The organism is bacterium, from assembly GCA_016702305.1.
Taxonomy (GTDB): domain Bacteria; phylum Electryoneota; class RPQS01; order RPQS01; family RPQS01; genus JABWCQ01.
In genome coordinates this window covers 1-17,783 of record JADJEH010000007.1, presented here as the reverse complement: position 1 = coordinate 17,783, position 17,783 = coordinate 1, and the positions used below count along the sequence as shown (strand labels likewise).

At 57.2% G+C, this 17,783-nt stretch carries 21 protein-coding genes and 1 pseudogene; 11 read left to right on the top strand and 11 right to left on the bottom strand.

Annotated elements, in window-relative coordinates; all coding sequences use genetic code 11:
- Positions 1-86: 86 nt before the first annotated feature.
- The 11 genes from IPH10_08545 to IPH10_08495 all read right to left on the bottom strand — a co-directional run bounded on the left by IPH10_08545 (position 87) and on the right by IPH10_08495 (position 9,673).
- Positions 87-305 carry a hypothetical protein gene (locus IPH10_08545; GenBank protein ID MBK6910960.1) on the bottom strand — a complete coding sequence of 73 codons (219 nt, stop codon included), beginning with the start codon at positions 303-305 and terminating at the stop codon, positions 87-89.
- An 8-nt stretch (positions 306-313) separates the two neighbouring features.
- Positions 314-565 carry a hypothetical protein gene (locus IPH10_08540; GenBank protein MBK6910959.1) on the bottom strand — a complete coding sequence of 84 codons (252 nt, stop codon included), beginning with the start codon at positions 563-565 and terminating at the stop codon, positions 314-316.
- Positions 456-971: a hypothetical protein gene (locus IPH10_08535; protein MBK6910958.1), complete on the bottom strand. Its 516-nt coding sequence runs from the start codon at positions 969-971 to the stop codon at positions 456-458. The genes IPH10_08540 and IPH10_08535 overlap by 110 nt, the downstream gene beginning before the upstream one ends.
- 92 nt (positions 972-1,063) lie before the next feature.
- Positions 1,064-2,458, bottom strand: coding sequence for a T9SS type A sorting domain-containing protein (locus IPH10_08530; protein ID MBK6910957.1), 1,395 nt, complete (start codon positions 2,456-2,458; stop codon positions 1,064-1,066).
- 642 nt (positions 2,459-3,100) lie between these two features.
- The gene (locus IPH10_08525) at positions 3,101-3,466 is read right to left on the bottom strand and encodes a TonB-dependent receptor (GenBank protein ID MBK6910956.1); all 366 of its coding nucleotides are present in this window, start codon (positions 3,464-3,466) and stop codon (positions 3,101-3,103) included.
- Positions 3,376-4,689: a TonB-dependent receptor plug domain-containing protein gene (locus IPH10_08520; protein ID MBK6910955.1), complete on the bottom strand. Its 1,314-nt coding sequence runs from the start codon at positions 4,687-4,689 to the stop codon at positions 3,376-3,378. The genes IPH10_08525 and IPH10_08520 overlap by 91 nt, the downstream gene beginning before the upstream one ends.
- On the bottom strand, positions 4,653-4,895 hold the full coding sequence (locus tag IPH10_08515) for a hypothetical protein (GenBank protein ID MBK6910954.1): 243 nt from the start codon (positions 4,893-4,895) through the stop codon (positions 4,653-4,655). Before IPH10_08515 ends, IPH10_08520 begins: the two co-directional genes overlap by 37 nt.
- Before the next feature lie 17 nt (positions 4,896-4,912).
- Positions 4,913-6,319, bottom strand: a complete 1,407-nt coding sequence (locus IPH10_08510; GenBank protein ID MBK6910953.1) for a T9SS type A sorting domain-containing protein — start codon at positions 6,317-6,319, stop codon at positions 4,913-4,915.
- An 80-nt stretch (positions 6,320-6,399) separates the two neighbouring features.
- Entirely contained in the window at positions 6,400-7,848 is a 1,449-nt protein-coding gene (locus tag IPH10_08505; protein ID MBK6910952.1) for a T9SS type A sorting domain-containing protein, read from the bottom strand.
- Positions 7,849-7,915: 67 nt separating this feature from the next.
- Entirely contained in the window at positions 7,916-8,488 is a 573-nt protein-coding gene (locus IPH10_08500) for a hypothetical protein (protein MBK6910951.1), read from the bottom strand.
- Positions 8,489-8,584: 96 nt separating this feature from the next.
- Positions 8,585-9,673, bottom strand: a complete 1,089-nt coding sequence (locus IPH10_08495; protein ID MBK6910950.1) for an alanine--glyoxylate aminotransferase family protein — start codon at positions 9,671-9,673, stop codon at positions 8,585-8,587.
- A 273-nt stretch (positions 9,674-9,946) separates the two neighbouring features.
- Here IPH10_08495 and IPH10_08490 point away from each other — a divergent pair.
- From IPH10_08490 to IPH10_08440, 11 genes and pseudogenes are all read left to right on the top strand, one after another.
- A pseudogene (locus IPH10_08490) lies at positions 9,947-11,214 on the top strand (permease).
- A 12-nt stretch (positions 11,215-11,226) separates the two neighbouring features.
- The gene (locus IPH10_08485) at positions 11,227-11,472 is read left to right on the top strand and encodes a TM0996/MTH895 family glutaredoxin-like protein (protein ID MBK6910949.1); all 246 of its coding nucleotides are present in this window, start codon (positions 11,227-11,229) and stop codon (positions 11,470-11,472) included.
- A 2-nt stretch (positions 11,473-11,474) separates the two neighbouring features.
- Positions 11,475-11,909: a hypothetical protein gene (locus IPH10_08480; protein MBK6910948.1), complete on the top strand. Its 435-nt coding sequence runs from the start codon at positions 11,475-11,477 to the stop codon at positions 11,907-11,909.
- Complete coding sequence (locus tag IPH10_08475) at positions 11,906-12,601, top strand: sulfite exporter TauE/SafE family protein (GenBank protein ID MBK6910947.1); 696 nt, start codon at positions 11,906-11,908, stop codon at positions 12,599-12,601. Before IPH10_08480 ends, IPH10_08475 begins: the two co-directional genes overlap by 4 nt.
- Positions 12,602-12,803: 202 nt before the next feature.
- Positions 12,804-13,022: a hypothetical protein gene (locus tag IPH10_08470; protein MBK6910946.1), complete on the top strand. Its 219-nt coding sequence runs from the start codon at positions 12,804-12,806 to the stop codon at positions 13,020-13,022.
- Between the two features lie 91 nt (positions 13,023-13,113).
- On the top strand, positions 13,114-13,581 hold the full coding sequence (locus tag IPH10_08465) for a hypothetical protein (protein ID MBK6910945.1): 468 nt from the start codon (positions 13,114-13,116) through the stop codon (positions 13,579-13,581).
- A gap of 45 nt (positions 13,582-13,626) precedes the next feature.
- Positions 13,627-13,818 carry a hypothetical protein gene (locus tag IPH10_08460; protein ID MBK6910944.1) on the top strand — a complete coding sequence of 64 codons (192 nt, stop codon included), beginning with the start codon at positions 13,627-13,629 and terminating at the stop codon, positions 13,816-13,818.
- A 16-nt stretch (positions 13,819-13,834) separates the two neighbouring features.
- Positions 13,835-14,071, top strand: coding sequence for a hypothetical protein (locus IPH10_08455; GenBank protein MBK6910943.1), 237 nt, complete (start codon positions 13,835-13,837; stop codon positions 14,069-14,071).
- Positions 14,056-15,837 carry a T9SS type A sorting domain-containing protein gene (locus IPH10_08450; protein MBK6910942.1) on the top strand — a complete coding sequence of 594 codons (1,782 nt, stop codon included), beginning with the start codon at positions 14,056-14,058 and terminating at the stop codon, positions 15,835-15,837. The genes IPH10_08455 and IPH10_08450 overlap by 16 nt, the downstream gene beginning before the upstream one ends.
- A 187-nt stretch (positions 15,838-16,024) precedes the next feature.
- The gene (locus IPH10_08445) at positions 16,025-16,225 is read left to right on the top strand and encodes a hypothetical protein (GenBank protein ID MBK6910941.1); all 201 of its coding nucleotides are present in this window, start codon (positions 16,025-16,027) and stop codon (positions 16,223-16,225) included.
- Positions 16,192-17,652, top strand: coding sequence for a hypothetical protein (locus tag IPH10_08440; GenBank protein ID MBK6910940.1), 1,461 nt, complete (start codon positions 16,192-16,194; stop codon positions 17,650-17,652). Before IPH10_08445 ends, IPH10_08440 begins: the two co-directional genes overlap by 34 nt.
- The last annotated feature ends 131 nt before the right edge of the window (positions 17,653-17,783 follow it).

Sequence of the window (17,783 nt, the reverse complement as noted above, 5' to 3'; positions counted from 1 at the left end):
CCAGCGCAGGCGCTGGGCCCAGGGCCGCTTACGCGCAATGCTCACGACGTGCCGCCGCTCAACTACTACTTCCCGGAAGTACCTCTTCAGAATATCGGCGACTTCGCCGACGCGGCCTTGCCCCTCAATGGTCTGCGCCCGACATGCGGAAGAGCGACAACCTTCGGATGCTCCACCAAATCGCGGCGTGGTTTGGGCCGACTGACCCACACGTCAAATGCCTGCGCCGTACACGTGACCGGACCAGCGCGGCCAACAGCGCGTTCGTCAATCACGCCACCGCGCGCCGTGTTAATCAGAATCACGCCCTTTTTCATCTTGGCCAGCCCGCCGGACCGATCAGGGGCCGGTTCATCTTTGCTCTGGGAATATGCAGCGAGATGATATCCGACCCGGCAAACACGTCGTCCAGTTCGCGCAGTTGGAAGCCCTTGGCTTTCACGTTATCGGGGAATTTATCGTAACCCATGATCACGCGCATGCCGATACTGGCGGCCTTCTTCGGCGAGTCGCGTGCAGTCCGGCCCCATGCCGATGATGCCGAGCGTCTTGCCTTCGAGTTCAATGCCTTTCGAGAACGACTTCCTGTCCCATTCGCCGGATTTCATAGAAGCATTGGCGGCGGGAATGGCGCGGACCACCGCGAACATGAGCCCCAGCGCGCACTCCGCGACGGATGTGGACGATGCGGCGGGCGTATTGCGCACGGCGATGCCCTGCGCTTCAGCATACGCCACGTCAATATTATCCACGCCGACGCCGCCGCGCACGATAATCTTCAGATGCTGTGCGGCGTCAATGATTTCTTTGGTGACTTTGGTAGCCGAGCGCACGGTCAAACCTTCAACATCTTTGACCTTGGCGAGCAGTTCGGCGCCTTCGTAGTGATTCAGATCAATGTCGAAGCCCGACGAGATCAGGGCTTCAGCGGCAGACTTGTCAATCCCGTCGTTGAGCAGAATTTTAGGCATGGGAGAGGAGAAAATTGAAAATGGGAAAATTGAAAATAGAAATGCCGAGGGAAACCTAGGTTGGGCCTCTAGCCAGATAATTCGGCCACAACCTATCGAATGTACAAAATCTTCTGACTGGTTACAAGTTCACCCGCCGTGAGCTTGACGAAGTACACACCACTGGCGGCAGCGGGCGACCAGACCAGCGTATGCGTTCCGGAGGCGGAGCGGCCATCAGCAAGCGTGGCGATCTCCTGACCTAGTGTGTTGAAGATATTTAGGCGGACATCGGCGGCGTTTTGCAAGTCATACTCAATACTGACCGACGAGTTAAACGGATTGGGAAATGCTCTGAGCAGGAATGTCTTAGGAATAACCATCGGCGGGGCAGGCACATTCAGCGGCGCAGTCCACGGTACCCTTGTCAGGCCCACCGTTGTGTCATTGACTGCATAGCCCGCCAATAGCGCACCGTCGCCGTCAAAACTCACGAACGCGGACTGCGGCACGACGTTCCAGGCGACAGAGCCGTCCGCCGCCGGCGCGCTGCCGTTCGTATCCACGCGAGCCAGCATCGTGGACTGCCCGTACTGCCAAATCGCGGCAAAGCCGTAGTCCGGATGCGCCGCAAAGCGCGCGGACCAATGCGGTTCGCTTGCCGCATCGTTCAACGTGTCGAGTCCGCCATCAGACAATAGCTCCGTAATCTGATCCCCATGCCACGCGATGATGCGGCCTCCCGGCGTCCGCAGCATGGCTTCAGCGAACAACGAAACATCCCATCCCATAACTTGTGTTGAACACTCCGGCGTCAGACAGGGCGACAACCACGCGGCCGCTGTTCCGCCCAGACTGCGCGTGCTCAGAATCAACAGTGTGTCACCGGTGAGAAATTGCGGAAACACGCGCATGATGTGGTCGCCCACCGAGTAATAGGAATAGTACGGCGCACTAAGATCGTGTGCCCAACTGAACAGTTCGGCCGTCGGTTCAACGCCCCACATTCCGGTTGCCGATCCGGTGACAAAGAATCCGCCCTCGGGATGCCGCGCAATTCGCGCGTCCGTCAACGGTCCGAACGTAGCGAAGATGCCGCCAGCCTCGACGTCATAAATCATTTCGTCTGAGTCCATCACATTGCCGCTACCCGTAATCAGAAAGGCCTGGTAGCGCTCCGCCGCGACAGAGCAGTTAAGACAGCCGCTCAGCACGACGGCCCATCGTCCGTTCCCCAAGGACGCCGCAGTCAGCAAACCGTAGCGCACCGAACTGCCGAGCGCAATCGGCACGCGCGTTCCGATCACTTCGTGCGCCACCAAATCATACGTCAGCTTATACACCGAACCGTCCGTTGACTTGACAAAAACATCCGCGATATTGTCGTCATTGGCCACCGCCAACACCCCAAGCGGCGCCGCCACGCCACCGAACGGAATCTCAAACATCTCCACGGGCTGCGCCAAGGTGACCGTGGAGAAAACGATGACCACAAGAATCCATCGCATAACACCTCTCCTCTCGGGACCCACCGAAGAAGAAAACAAGAACCTACAACTCCGCCCTCAAAGCTCAGAATCAGATTCCGGCCCGGCGCGCTCACACCCGATGCGTATGGGCGATAATGCAGATCGAGAATGTTTTCCAGCGCCGCGACCAGTTCGAGATGCTCAACGAGCTTGACGTCTCCGCGTACATTCAACGTCCACCACGACGGCACGCCATCATCCGTATACGCCGTAACCTCGCCGCCGGAAATCGGCATGTCATCAAGCTGTTTCCACGCATTGTACCGCGCGAACAGCTCCGCCGCCCAGCGCTCCTGCTGCCAGATCAAACTCGTCTGCCCGAACAGCGGCGGCACGGAGCGCAGCGGCAAATCGCTCTCGGTGTCGCGGCCTTGCGCAGTGGAAAGCTGCGTGCTCGCGGTCAATCGTTCATTGATCTCGCACTTCGCCTGCACATCCAGCCCGGCAATAAACGCCTCGCCGACATTCTGCAGCGATTTGACTTTCGCCATTGCGCCGTCATAGAGTATTGAATCCGCACCGTTGAACTGTGCGTCGCGCACCAACACGGCGTCGCGCAGCATCGAATAGTAACCCGTAGCGCTGGCGCTGAAGCGGCCGAAGTCACGCGCCAGGCCAAGCTCACCGTTGTAGAATACTCGAACTCAGTTCGGGATTGGGAAAGATGACCACGCCGTTCCCTGTGTCAAAGATCTTGCCGACATCATCCACATTCGGCGCGCGAAAACCGCTCGCCAACGCGCCGCGCACCTGCCAGGCCGCCGCGTTGTAGACCGCGCCGAGGCTCGCCGTCGGCGCGCCGTTGTCGTACTTGATCTCGTCAAAGGGGAAGGCAAAAAACGACTGATCGTCAAACTTTGATGTGAGCATGTTATGCGAATAGCGCAGGCCCGCAGTCATAACAATCGCGCGGGACACTGGCGCCCGCCAACCGCAGTATGCGGCCAGTTGCGTGGTGTTGCTCCGCCGTCGGGATAACGCGTGGATTGCGCAGCGGTTTCGCCGGTCACAATATTGTACTTCTGCGCGGAAGACTGCACATCATTCAGTACCGCTTCAGCGCCGTAGAACAGCGTGCCCGAGCCCAGCGCTCGACTCATGTCGGCGTTCACGGAGAATATGCTGACGTCTTCAGTGCGATCATTGCGGCTGTCGTTGTCGCGCGTACGGTCGTGGCGGCTTTCTTGGTAGTCCTGATGCGCGACTGTAAACTCGGCTTCGTCAAACAGCGCGCCGCCGCCCGATGCGTGGGCGGTCAGACGGTTTAGCAGCAACTCTTGCGGCCCGTAATACCATTCAGCGTAGCGCAGCGCGCCGTTGCGATACTGTTCCAATCGGTCGTAGCGCGGAATATTCGACGAGGTCGTGTAAACCAGTCCGTAGGTAAGATTGAGATGCGCATTATGCCAATAGCGCACCTTGCCGAGAACATTGGCCTGCGTATACCCGGTGAAACGCTGGACCGTCGAGTGATCGTTCCGCACAATGACATCGGCGCCGTTTTCGCGCGCCACATATTCGCGCCGCCAGCCGTAATCGGGATAGGCGTCGCTGCGCACGTTTCCCGAGCGCAGATCACCAAAATCACTGTAGGTGACATTCCCAAGGAGCGCCCATTTTCGCATCCCGTATTCGATTGTCCCGCCGACCGTGCGTTCATCGTTGGCTGTCGCGTAGCGCGTAAAGGCGCGTGCGTCAACCTTCGCCGTTTTCAAGAGCGAGGGCAGCGGATCAGTGGTGTTAAAGACCATCACACCGCCCATCGCGTCGCTGCCGTATTGAACCGAACCGGGCCCGAACAGAATATCGGCCGAGCCCAGCGCATTGGCGTCCACCTGTATTGAATTCTGCAAATTTCCGGCGCGATAGATCGCATTGTTCATGCGCACACCGTCGAGCACGAGCAGCACGCCGTTCGCCGTGAAGCCGCGCAGCATCGGCGAGCCGCCGCCGTATTGACTGCGCTGCACGAACACGCCGCCGCTTTCGAGCACTTCGGCAGTCGTGCGCGGCTGTTGAAACTCGATTTGCTTGGCGGTGACTTCGGCGATCGCCTGGGCGATTTGCGCGCGATCATTGCCGAAGCGATGGCCTTGGATGACCACTTCGTCGGTCGTATAGCTCACGCGCTCGAGCGCGACCGTAAAATTTTCGTTGCCGATCTGATCGCGGTTCAGCAGCCGCCGCACGTAGTCGGGATGAAAAAACACCAGGGTTGATGATCGTCGAACTTGCCGAGATCAAACGCGCCGTTCACATCCGTTTGAACGACCACAAGCTGCGCTTCGTCATACACCCATGCGCCGACAATGGGCTCGTGCGTATCGGCGCGAACAACGGTAATGGGCTTGGTTTGCCCGTAACCAAAGGTACAGACGATTGCGAACATGCAAACAGCGGTCAACAAACGAATCATGGCGCGAATTCCCCTTGCTACTTTAGGTACAGAATCTTCTGCGTGGTGTGGGCGAACGATGTCTCCAGCGTGGCAAAATACACACCGCTGGCGAGATCTCCCGGCGCCCAATTGACCGTATGCGTTCCGGCCGTGCTGAAATCGTCTCGAAGTGTCTCGACGAGCCGCCCGTTCAGATCAAAGATATTAAGCTCAACATCTCCGGAGCGCGGCAATTCAAATGAAATCGTCACGCTCGAGTTGAAGGGATTGGGATAGGCGGAAAGGGTGAACTGTTGTGGAACTTCCGGCATGACACCACGGGAATCAAGCACGGCATTCCACGGGATTGCAAAGAACTGCATTTCAAAAGTGCTCCCCGTAAGGACATACGTGTCGCCATTGTCCGCGATATGTTTGTCTATGACCAGGCCGAGGCTCTGAGTGAATGGCGCCGGCTCACGGACGAGTTCACCTTGAAGGTTCATTTGCCCGAACCGCCCAGGCGATCCTTGCGTAATCAGGCTGTACCCATAATCGGGGTGCGTTGCGACATTCTGCGCGACTGCGTTAACCTCAGAGAGAAGTTCGCAATTCCCGTCGAATGTTAGCTGCCTTAGTTGCAGAACTGGAGAGTAACCGGTCAAGAGTAGGATGCCATAGTTCCAGGTGAACATGACGCTATAGTTCTGGATAACGCAGTCATCCCATGGTGGAATTGCTAAGCTTGCACTGCGGGTGCCGACGCAAGCGGACACAGAATGGTCATCCGTGTTGTTGAAATCAGCAATCAGCAAGGAATCTGCGCGGCCCGAATACAGATCACCATAGCACGGTATGTCACGAAATATCGGTGTTGCATCACCCGTCGTGTACTCGCGAACCTCATTCTCATGAACAAGCTGCCACCCTCCCGCGTTATTCCAAACAGCGTTAAGCATCTGTCGCTTTGTATAAAAGCCGCCATCCTGCCTTGCGATGATAGAAGCGTCCAACGTGCGCCGGGACAGGCTGTCAACCCAGAAACGGTGTGTCCGACCGGAGTCAATGACTGTTGACGTGATTGCTCCGTTGTGAGACTGAATCAAATGCAAGCGGTTGTAGCCGTAATCAAATTCAGATTCAACAAGTTGTTCGTAAGCTAAGGCAGCCCAGCCATCAACAAATGTAGCGGGATCGTAGAGCGTCGTTGACCACGGGTAGGCAGTTTCTAACAGATAGTGCGGATACGTGACAAAGGTGTCCGCTGACTGGGAATAAGACCAATGCCCAACACCGCGGCTGTTTCCCGCCACAAACTCAACAGTGTCCTCAACGACAAAGGCAATATTGATACGGTTGAAGTTGTAGGAGCCAATGGGGATAGTAAACGGCCCCCGCACCTCCTGGCCGAATGCAACACCAAGCTGTGTCGCCAGCACCAACATGAGAAGAAAGCGCTTCATAGTCCCCTCCAAGGGATGGTTGTGAAACTGAACGCGAGCATCCGCATGGAATACTCTCGGCTGGTTCCCCAAACTTGAGGTTACTTGATGAAGAGCATCTTCCGAGTTCGTTGTGCGCTCATCGCTTCCATCTGTGCAAAATACACACCGCTGGCGAGATCTCCCGGTGACCAATTCAACGTATGCGTTCCGGCCGTGCTGAAATCGTCTCGAAGTGTCTCGACGAGCCGCCCGTTCAGATCAAAGATATTAAGCTCAACATCTCCGGAGCGCGGCAATTCAAATGAAATCGTCACGCTCGAGTTGAACGGATTGGGATAGGCGGAAAGGGTGAACTCCTGCGGCGCTGGAGCAGATTGATCAGGTGTATCTACAAACTCGTCCCATGCCACCCACGCCGTCTTCAGCCTGCGCGGGCCTTCGCTCTCGTCGTCATACTCGCTCCACACACACACGACTTTGCCGTCGTCGGTGATGGTGACATCCGCGTTGGCGATCAGGCTCGTGCCGCTCGTTTCGTAAAGCACTCCCACCGGTTGCACTGGTTGTCCGGTCGTGTCCACACGCGCAACCAGCAGATAACCCGGATTGGCCTCGACCACTGCAAACCCAAAGTCGCGGTGGAAGAAAGACGATGTGACGTAATTTAGGCCGACCGGGCCGAGATACTCAAACTCAAACTGTGTGGAATCAGGGCGGCTCACCCGGGCAACTCTCGGATCATCTTGCGAATTGTCCTCCGAATAGAGGGCAAGGGCAAGTGAGCCAGTGATGCGCTCAAGCTCGATCATCGTGTAAATGGGATTGCTTAGGTCACCGGAATAGTCGCACTCTCCTGATTCAGCCGTTACGTAGCAGGAAATGACGCCTGTGTTGACGACGCCGGGGAACAATGTGCGAACAAAAGTGTCGTTTGAGGACCAATCAACTGCTCGTGTGGCGCGATTCCTGTCAAGCGGCGATTCCGCAACGTCCCACTTATTCAGGATTTCTCCATCAGCGGAAATCGTTGCACCAAAGATGGTGATACCGTACATGTGCGGGTCCCAATGTTCTCCCAGCCACATGACGGTGGCGTGACCACCCTCGCGTCCGCGCACCGAAAAGCCGCTGCGCGGACCCTTGCCGATGTAGTAGTATGAGACACTTGAGTCCAACCATACGTAATTGTCGGGACACAAGAAACCGGAAACATTGGCCCCTGGCATACCGTAGCCAACCGCCTCATCCTCATACACCACACAACACCACGACGAGTCATTTCGCGCAGTGAGGTCATGCAATTCGAGCTTTGGCCAATTGTGAAGTGTGTCAACGATCCGCGCATCGCCAAGCGGCGCGGCGGCTGCGAGGTTGAATCGCTGCCAAACCACCTGCGCATCCGAAATCCACACTGCATCCAACGTATCGCCGCGCACACAGGCTTCAAGGTCGCCAATCCGCGACGCCGACTCATACACCCCATACGGCCCGAACACGGGCTGCGCCCAAGCGCAGCTCACCATAAGAAGCAAAATAACCGCAAGCATAATCTTCTCCCTCAAATTGGTAGCGGGACCCACCGCAAAGGAGAGCGTCGATCGCCGAGCAGAGAAGCTATCTGAAATGCCGCTTCAACTCATCGAGCAGATCGCGCATTGAAACGATGGCAAACGCATCAACCATCTCGCCGCATTGGCAATTGGACATGTCGCCGCACTTGTGCAGGCACGCCGACAGCATGTAGGTCGAGTCCTTCGCCAACCTCGGATGGTCCGCCCACGGCCCGCCGGTCGGGCAAGCGGTTTCTATACTGGTCACAAGCACCGTATCGCCCGCCGCGCGAATGTGATACAAGCTCGCGCACAAGACGCAGCTCGGTTGTGTCGTGTCGCCGTTGGCATAGACGGCGTACAAATGGTACACCGTGTCTTTCTGAGCAACAAACGATTTTGTCACACAGTCCGACCGCCGGGATGGACAGATTGTGTCCAGCGCGCAGGCGCCGTCGAAGACGCTCTCGATAATCGGCTGCCGATACGACGGGTCGTTCCTCTCGCCGGGCAGCAGCTGGACCGGCACTGGCACCGGAGCGGGCGGCGCTCCGCCGTTTTGCGTATCCTGGCACAGCAACAGAAACACGACCAACAAACCGACTGCAAACAACAGTACAAATTTCCAGCCAGCCATACCGCCTCCCCTTGGTAAATGATAAGTCGCGTTCTGCGCGGCTTCGGCAGAGAAAAGGGATGGCCTTACACCATCCCTTGTCATCTTGACCGTCTGCTACGCGGTGACGCTCGTCTCAGCCAGAATCGCGTCAATCCATCCGAACAACAGCTTCATCTCGGCGACCGTCGTATCGGCCATATGCGCGATGCGGAATGTCTGCTCTTTGATGTCGCCATAACCGTTGGAAATCACGCAATGATGCTTCTTGGAAAGCTGACCGTTCAAGGTTTTGAAATCAAACCCATCGGGCTTCTTGATGCACGACAGCGTTACGGATTCATAACCCTTCTCGGGGAACAGTTCAAATCCGGCCTTCTTGCACCACTCGTGCGTCAGCTTCTGCATTTCCAGATGGCGCGCCCAACGGTTGTCAAGTCCTTCGACATTGACGATGTGTTCAACCTGCGCATGCAGACCGAACAAAATCGGAATCGCCGGCGTATGCGGCGTCTGATGCTTGTCGTTGTACTTCTTTGCGTCCACGAAGTTCACATAGTAACCCGGCGCCTTAGCCGTCGCGGCCTTAGCCATCGCCTTATTGGAAATCATCGTCACGCACATCCCCGTCGGCAGGCCCCAGCACTTCTGCGTTCCGGCCAAACACACGTCGAGACCGAGCTTGTCGGTTTCAATCTTGTCGCCGGCCATCGCCGACACTGCATCCACGCAGAACATCACGTCGGGATATTTCTTGAGCACTTCCGAGTATTTCTCCAGCGGTGCGCGCACGCCCGTCGAAGTTTCGTTGAAGACAGCGCAGAATTGGTCATACTGTCCGGTCGCCAAAGCCGCGTCTACTGCTTCAGGCCTGACCGCCTGCCCCATCGGCACTTCCAGCTTGTCGGCGGGAATGCCGTTGAAGCCGGCAATTTGGAACCAGCGCTTGGAAAACGCGCCGTTGACCGTGACCAGCGCCTTCTTCTGACACAGATTGCGCAACGAACCTTCCATCACCCCTGTCGCCGAACAGGTGAACAGCAGGACGTCCTGCTCGGTATAGAGGATCTTCTTTAATAGAGGAATGGTGGCCGAGTGGACATCCATATAGGCTTGCGTGCGGTGGCCGACCTGCGGCTTGGAAATCGCTTGCAGCAATTCAGGACGAACTTCCACCGGACCGGGAATAAATAGGCGATCGTGCATGGGGAGCTACTCCGTATTGTATGCGTACCTGATTGAAAAATCTAAGTTAACGAGAAAGACACGCTTTCTCACCACTACATAGAAAAGGTAGCAAAATCCAATCTGAGAGGCAATGAGGCACAATAGCGCATGCTCGGCGATAGTGGTCCATTCTGCGACAATTTATGTTTCGTGTGACAAGCGCACGCAATGGACCAATTCTGGCCTCGTGCATTGTTTTCTCGGTTCTTATTTCGTATTTTAACGAACCAGTACCTATCATTTTGTTTTTACATGTCAAAGAACCAGTTTGCCCGCCTGATTTCGATGATGGCCTTGTTCGGCGGGGCCTATTTCCTGCCCCTGGACTCGTGGCATCTTCCGCAGGCGGTGCAGTCGTCCTTAGCGCTGACCAAATGGTACGCGCGCGAACACGTTATCCTCTGCCTGATCCCGGCGCTGTTTATTGCGGGCGCCATCAGCACGTTCATCCAGTCAGGCGAAGTGATGAAGCACCTCGGCGCGGGGGCCAACAAGCTGGTGGCCTACGGTGTGGCCTCCGTTTCGGGCAGCGTGCTGGCGGTCTGTTCATGCACCGTGCTGCCGCTTTTCGGCGGAATCTATAAGATGGGTGCAGGCATCGGCCCGGCCACGGCATTTCTCTATGCCGGTCCGGCGATCAACGTCTTGGCCATCGTCCTGACGGCCCGAGTACTCGGGTTGAGCATGGGAATTGCCCGCACGGTTGGCGCCGTGCTCTTTCAATCATCATCGGCCTGCTCATGGCGTGGCTCTTCCGCCGTGACGAAGTCGCCCGACTGGCCGCCGCGCCAATGGAGAAGCGGGCCGCTTCAAACGTTCTCAGAACGGCTGTCTGGGTTGCGACCCTCAGCTCAATTCTGGTTGCCGCCACGCTCGGCCCATCTCTGGGGATATATCCCTATAAGTGGTGGCTGACGGGCGGATTAGCAGTGTTACTGTGCGTGCAAATGGCCGGATGGATGCAGACGAGACTGCCGCATCTTTCAGCAGGAATCGTCGTGACGATTGGCGCGGCAGTCGCAATTCCCGACTACCCGCAGGCAGTTTTTCTGCTGGCCATTGCCGCGCTCTCGCTGATTCTGTATCTTTCGGGCGGGAGAAGCCGCGAGTGGCTCGAAGCCACCTGGGATTTCTCCAAGCAGATCGTACCACTATTGCTGTTGGGTATTCTGGCTGCGGGTTTGCTGCTGGGTCAGCCCGGCTCCGAGGGGTTGATTCCGTCGAGATGGATTAGCAAATTGGTAGGCGGGAATTCGCTGTTCGCCAATTTTGTCTCGTCGGTGATCGGCGCGTTCATGTACTTCGCGACCTTGACCGAAGTGCCGATTCTGCAAGGGCTGATGAGCGGCGGTATGGGCGCAGGCCCGGGACTAGCGCTTCTGCTGGCTGGTCCGGCGTTGTCGCTGCCGAGTATGCTGGTGATTCACTCTCTGTTAGGTTTGCGCAAAACCGTGGCGTTTGTTTCTTTGGTTGTAACGTTGTCCACTCTGGCCGGGTGGCTGTATGGCAATTTTGTATAGGAGTCCGATAATTTGAAGATTCAAGTCCTGGGCACCGGCTGCCCGAAGTGTCACAAACTGGCCGAGCTGACGGAGCGTGTGGCGCGCGAAAAACAACTCGATTTCACGCTCGAGAAAGTCACAGATATAAATGCCATTCTTGCCGCGGGCGTGATGATGACGCCTGCGCTGTTGGTAGATGGCGAAATCAAAGTCTCGGGCCGTATTCCCACCGAGCCGGAATTACAAACTCTGCTGACGTCAACTGGCGGAAAGTGATCATGAAAACACTGTTTACCGTTCTGCTGCTTGCCCTCTTTGCGTCGCCTGTCCTTGCCGAAGAAGCCGCCGTCGCCACACCCGACAGCGCACAAACGCCGCAGATCACAAATGTGGCCTACTATTTCATGAACACCGTGCGCTGCCCGAGCTGCCAAAAGATCGAGAAATATTCGCACGAAGCCATTGAAGCGGGCTTCGCGCCCCAGCTCGCCGCTGGTCAGCTCGCGTGGATGATGAAAAACCTCGACGAAGAAGCCAATGCGCACTTCATTGACGAATACAAGCTCTTCACCAAGTCCCTCGTGCTGGTACGCTATGAGAACGGCACGCAGATCAAGTGGAAAAACTGTGACAAAGTCTGGGAGTTACTGGGTGATGAAGCGGCCTTCAAGAAATACGTGACGGCGGAAGTCGCGAGCTTCCTCGGCGAATGAACGACTTTGTCATCGGCTTGGGTTCGGCGCTGTGGTTGGGGATTTTAACTTCGATTAGCCCCTGTCCATTGGCCACCAATATCGCCGCCGTGTCCTTTGTGGCACGGCGCGCGCATGCTCCGCGGCAGGCGTTGTGGACGGGCGTGCTCTATACCGTAGGCCGCATGCTCGCCTATGTCGTCGTCGGCGCACTGGTGGTGTGGAGCGTGCTCTCGCTGTCCAAACTCTCGTTCGGGTTGCAGAAATACATGCACCAGGCGCTCGGTCCGTTTCTGATGGTTGTCGGAATACTACTCACCGGCTGGCTGAAACTCCCGGTCATGAGCGGCAACGCGTGGCTCGAAAAATTAGCCAAACGCGCCGAAGAGTGGGGCGGACTCGGCGCGTTGATGTTGGGCGCGCTCTTCGCGATTTCATTTTGCCCGGTGAGCGCGGCGCTGTTCTTCGGCAGCTTGATCCCGCTGGCCGTGCGCCACGAATCCATCGCAATCTTCCCTTCAGTCTATGGCATCGGCACGGCGCTCCCCGTCTTAGCCTTCGCCGCCGTCATCGTCTTCAGCGCGCAAGCCACCGCCAAACTATTCACGCGACTCTCGTCATTCGAAAAGTGGGCCCGCCTCATCACCGCCATCGTCTTCATCGTCGTTGGTGTGTACATGACTCTGAAGTACACGCTGCGCTGGATCACCTGAGTCGCTGCCTTCCTCGCGGCGGCACCCGCTGCGGGTGCCCCTGACTCCGGGCGCGAACTTGATGGCTCAATGAACCCCATTCTACCCCATCGCACCTATCTCCCCGCCTTCCTCCCGCTTGACAATCCCACTATTGCGCAATAAATTATAGGCGGATCCCGGTAATTTGCATCATGCAGCTTCTCGCTGCCGGAGGTGTCACATGTTCCGCTTGATGCTTCTCACCCTCCTGTGCGCCATTTCCGTCGCACTGCCCCGCACCCTCGACCGCGGCCCCGTCCGCACCCCGCGCCAACCCCTCGACATTGCCAACCCGCAGGATGAAAACTACGTCCTGCGCAATGGCAGCTTAGCCTTCAACTTCACCAACTACGGCTTTTTTCGGCAACGATGGCCCTGGGCAATCATCGTCGCTGGATGACCCGTGCTCCGGCAACTGGGCGCCGCAGTTCGAGTATCCCGAAGGCAGTGACGCGCAATATCTGTTTCAGAGCGGGCTCTGGCTCGGCGCGTTGATTGAAGAGCAAGGGTTCTTCACCACGCGCGTCTCCGTCGGCACGGACGGCTGGCAAAATCCGTCCATCAACGAGTTTCACGCCGGCGAAGCGCCCAACAACGGCATCTCCCTGCGCTCGAACCTGCCAGATGCCACCGACTGCTTCGGCAACAGCATCTACGATCCGAATGCTCAGGCCAACATCGAAGCCGTGGCGGTGTATAGTGACACGCTGGTTGATCCGTTCTGGCTAAACGACGATCCGATTGACGGCCCGCACCGTCCGCTCGGCCTCGAAATCACCCAAATCGCGCGCCTCTGGACCGCTCCCGAGTTCGCGCGGTTCGTCATTTTGGATTTTGAGATTGAAAATATCGGCGAACAATTACTTGAAGAACGTTGCTCGGGTTCTACATGGATGCCGATGTCGGTATCGCTGGACACAACAACGAGCACGTTGACGACATCAGCGGATCATTGGTGATAGATCCACTGGTGGGCAATCTGATCGGCTGGAGCGCCGACAACGATGGCCAGATACAACGATCCCAACGGCCCAATTGTAGTACCCGATGCGATTGGTTTAGCCGGGTTGAGCGAACCGGACACCTTCGGCGGCGGCAACATCGTCCACTGCTTCAACTGGTGGCAGTCCAACGCGGACGTCGATCAATCGACTTGGGCCCGGCGTGGCAACGATCCGCCATGGGATTGCGACTAGGGTACACCCGTGGGAGATGTCACAAGTACGACATCCTGCCGTAACCGCGAACGCGACTACGACTCCTACGAGCCGAGCGAACCGTCGCCCAGAACGGCTGACAAGTTTCTTGCATCCGACGGAGAGCATGATGCGCGAGTGGTGCGAAGTCGAGACGTTTTTCGAACAGTCCGACACGCGCTTCATGTTAAGTTGGGACAAAATCAGCTGGTACGACTACACCGACGGCTCGGGCGCGTGCGGCTACCGCTGAACCCCGGCGAGCGCTTCAACTTCTCGGTAGCGATGTTTATCGGCCCCGATTTTCACGACGAAAACGGCGGCGAGTTTCATTTCGACGGCCTGTATGAATCCTACGGTCGGGCGAAACTGCTCTTTGATCAAGACTACGCCGTCCAGCCGCCCTCGCATCCGCAAAACATGCAGGTCGTACAAGCGCAAAGCGGCCAGATTCCGCTCGCATGGGAGTCGCCTGCGCACGGCGAGATTGCAGGTTACCGCGTCTATGGCCGTCCCGACAGCGGACAAGGTGAGCGCGTCGAGTTGACGACGGGAACGATTGTTGACGAAGAGTTTGTTGTCACCGGCCTGACCAATGGTGCCGATTGGCTGATCGAGGTCGTTTCTGTGGATGCGCAGAGTTTCGAAAGCGCACCCGCCAAGCAGATCGTGCGTGTTGGCGCAATACCCAACAGTATTTCCCTCAGCGGGATCAACGCCGGTGGCGTCAACTCGCTCACGTGGACAGCCACAAATGATCCAACGTTCTCGCACTACCGTCTCGTGCGTCTCGATTCGACGGTACAAACCGAATTCGACAATCTGACCACGCCAAGCTACACTGACGGCGATGTGGTTTCCGGCCGCCACTACTCGTACACGCTCTACCTGCACAATTCGCTCGGTATCACCAGTTTGCCGTCAAACAGCGTGACACTCACGCCATTTTCGCCGGCGAATTCGATATTGGTGTATGACGAGACGAAATCGCCAACGGCAGCAGACCTATTCCGCGGTGCCGTTCACGATTCGCTTGTTCGGTTCTGGTATGATTCCTTGCTGAATGCCTCTGGCGAGACATTTGATTACGTAGATCTCGCCAACAATGCTGCGCCACTGTCGTTGCAGTCCTTGGCACAATATGAAATCGTGATTTGGCACAGCGAAAATCCGCAGAACTCGCGGACCGGTGTGCAGATTACCCAACGCGAATCGGCGTTGCGCGAATACGTTTCCATTGGCGGCAAATTGATTCGCTTTGGCCGCCATTCTCTTCTTGCCGCTGGAATGGGAAGCGGCCTTCAATCGTCGCCAAGTCAACTTGCTCGGCTTGCGCCTCTGACTTTAGACTCCGTGCGTACTTCACCGCAGTTTAACCCATCCATTCCCGGCACTCAAGTGATGGTTACTGGTGCAGACTTTGGTCCCACAATGTTCCCGCCGCACTTTTCCTGGGACGAGAGCAAGCTGGCTGCGCTGGTTTTCATCGAATGGACGGGTTTCGAGTACCTGCCGGGCGTGGACCTCTTTTGGCCCCGCGGGAACACTTGGCCTTTATGCGAAGTTCGTTTGCACGAGGATGACACTACGGGATTTGTCGATGCAGTCTGTGGAGTAGTAGGTCCGGGTGAAATCATGTTTGGGTTCCCGCTCTATTTCATACCCGCGGCGCAAGCGCAGGATATCCTCGAGGCGTCAATGGAGTTACTGCGCACACAGAATCTTGAAACCCCCGCGCCTCCGGTCTCGCTGCCAACGTCAATCAGTTTGCATCAGAACTACCCCAATCCCTTCAACGCCACGACGGTGATTGAATTCGAGCTGCCCGCGCAGATGGAAGCAGCCCTGAAGCTCTACAACATTCAGGGCCAACTCGTGCGCACGCTGTTCGACGGCGCAGTCACCGCAGGCCACCACCGCGTCATGCTGAACGGCGAACAGATCGCCAGCGGACTCTACTTCTACCGCCTCGAAGCGGGCGGCGAGAGCCAGACGAGGAAATTGCTGCTGCTGAAGTGATGCACTTGCAGGATTGGCTGAACTTTCGTTCATTAGCCGGGTGGCCCCTGCCGCCCGGCTTTTCATTTCAAGGTACCCTGCATGCTGTCTACGCTCGACTGGACCCTAATCATCGCGTACAATTTGCTAAGCCTGGTTGTGGGCTTACTCATGACGAAGCGCGCACTCCTCGACCGAGGAATATTTTTTGGCGGGGCGGGCCTTGCCGTGGTGGATTGCCGGGACGACGATGGTGGCGACGTCGTTCTCGTGCGACACGCCGCTGTATGTGACCAAGCTCGTGCGCACGGCGGGGATTTACGAGAATTGGCAGTGGTGGTGCTTCGGCATCGGCTCGCTGTTTGCGACGTTTTCTTGGCGCAGCTCTGGCGCCGTGCAAAGGTGCTGACCGATGTCGAACTGACGGTCTTGCGTTATGGCGATTCGCCGGTGACGCGCGGCCTGCGCACGTTTCGCGCGCTCTGGCTTGCGTTGCCGATCAACGTGATCGCGATGGGCTGGGTGATTCTGGCGATGTACAAGATCATGAATGAAGCCGTCGGCTGGGACAAACCGACGGCGATTATTCTGTTCACAGGGCTGGCCTATACTTACACGCTGCTCTCGGGGCAGTGGGGCGTGGCGCTGACCGATCTGGTGCAGTATGTCATCATGCAGGGCGGCGCGATTGTCTTCGCAATCTATGCCGTGAACGAAGTCGGCGGCTTGCAGGCTTTGAAAGACGGCGTGATGAAAGTCACGACCAATCCGCAGATTCTCGATATGACTCCCAACCCGGGCGCAGGTTCGATACTCAGTGCGGACTTCTGGACGCCGGCGTTCTTGGGTTTTGCAACGTACAGTTTCGTGACGTGGTGGGCCAACGTCAATTCCGACGGCGGCGGCAAGGTGATTCAGAAGCAGAACGCCTGCAAGAACGAGCAGCACGCGCTATTGGCGACGTTGTGGTACAGTCTCACGAATTTGGCGTTTCGCACGTGGCCGTGGGTGCTCGTGGCGCTCGCTTCGCTGATTATCTACCCGAACATCGCCGATCCCGAGCAGGCCTATCCGCGTTTAATGATGGAGCTCTTGCCGTCGGGTTTGAAGGGTCTCCTGGTCGCGTCGCTGATTGCCGCGTTCATGAGCACGATTTCCACGCAATTGAACTGGGGCGCAAGCTACCTGGTCACGGACTTCTACAAACCGTTGTTCGCGCGCGACAAAACAGACCGCCACTACATTCGCATGAGCATGGTGGCGACGACGGTGGTGCTGGTTGCGGCGGGACTGGCGGCCTACTACACGCAGAGCGTGACCGAGGCCTTCAAATTTGTGATTGCCTTCGGTGCAGGCACGGGGCCGGTCTACATCTTAAGATGGTTCTGGTGGCGCGTGAATGCGTGGAGCGAAATTTCGGCCATGATTGCGTCGAGTGCGATCACGGTCTATCTGTTCAGCGCGAGTGGACTGCATTTTGGTGAACGACTGCTCGTGATCACCTTCGGCTCGGCGGTTATCTGGTTAGGGGTCACACTCTTGACCAAACCCGCGCCGCTCGATAAGCTCGCCGAGTTCTACCGCCGCACGAAACCCTACGGCGCTTGGGGTCCCGTCAAAGAGTATGCGCGGGCGAATGGCCTGATGGTGCCCAAACCCGAATCGAGCGCACGCGCTTTGCGCGGCTTCGCCTGGGGCCTGGCGCTGGTATTTGGTATGACCCTGGGGTTGGGCTATGTGCTCCTGCTCAACACCACGCTCGCCATCGTCTGGTCAGTCGTCATGCTCATCGGCGGCGTTGGATTATGGAAAGACGGGTTCTTGAGGACGGAATGAAAGCCGTTTGAAGAAATGAACTTCATCTGGACAACTCGTGGCTTCGGGCACATTTGACAAAGTGCAAGAAGAACTACTTCCAGATAGCTTCCCAATGTAGCCATGCAATTGGAGATGGTTTCGACGCCTGC

Coding starts and splice junctions, on each gene's coding strand:
- IPH10_08535 (MBK6910958.1), bottom strand. CDS start 971: ATGCCTAAAATTCTGCTCAACGACGGGATTGACAAGTCTGCCGCTGAA.
- IPH10_08530 (MBK6910957.1), bottom strand. CDS start 2,458: ATGCGATGGATTCTTGTGGTCATCGTTTTCTCCACGGTCACCTTGGCG.
- IPH10_08515 (MBK6910954.1), bottom strand. CDS start 4,895: ATGATTCGTTTGTTGACCGCTGTTTGCATGTTCGCAATCGTCTGTACC.
- IPH10_08510 (MBK6910953.1), bottom strand. CDS start 6,319: ATGAAGCGCTTTCTTCTCATGTTGGTGCTGGCGACACAGCTTGGTGTT.
- IPH10_08505 (MBK6910952.1), bottom strand. CDS start 7,848: ATGCTTGCGGTTATTTTGCTTCTTATGGTGAGCTGCGCTTGGGCGCAG.
- IPH10_08500 (MBK6910951.1), bottom strand. CDS start 8,488: ATGGCTGGCTGGAAATTTGTACTGTTGTTTGCAGTCGGTTTGTTGGTC.
- IPH10_08495 (MBK6910950.1), bottom strand. CDS start 9,673: ATGCACGATCGCCTATTTATTCCCGGTCCGGTGGAAGTTCGTCCTGAA.
- IPH10_08480 (MBK6910948.1), top strand. CDS start 11,475: ATGAAAACACTGTTTACCGTTCTGCTGCTTGCCCTCTTTGCGTCGCCT.
- IPH10_08475 (MBK6910947.1), top strand. CDS start 11,906: ATGAACGACTTTGTCATCGGCTTGGGTTCGGCGCTGTGGTTGGGGATT.
- IPH10_08470 (MBK6910946.1), top strand. CDS start 12,804: ATGTTCCGCTTGATGCTTCTCACCCTCCTGTGCGCCATTTCCGTCGCA.
- IPH10_08460 (MBK6910944.1), top strand. CDS start 13,627: ATGGCCAGATACAACGATCCCAACGGCCCAATTGTAGTACCCGATGCG.
- IPH10_08455 (MBK6910943.1), top strand. CDS start 13,835: ATGTCACAAGTACGACATCCTGCCGTAACCGCGAACGCGACTACGACT.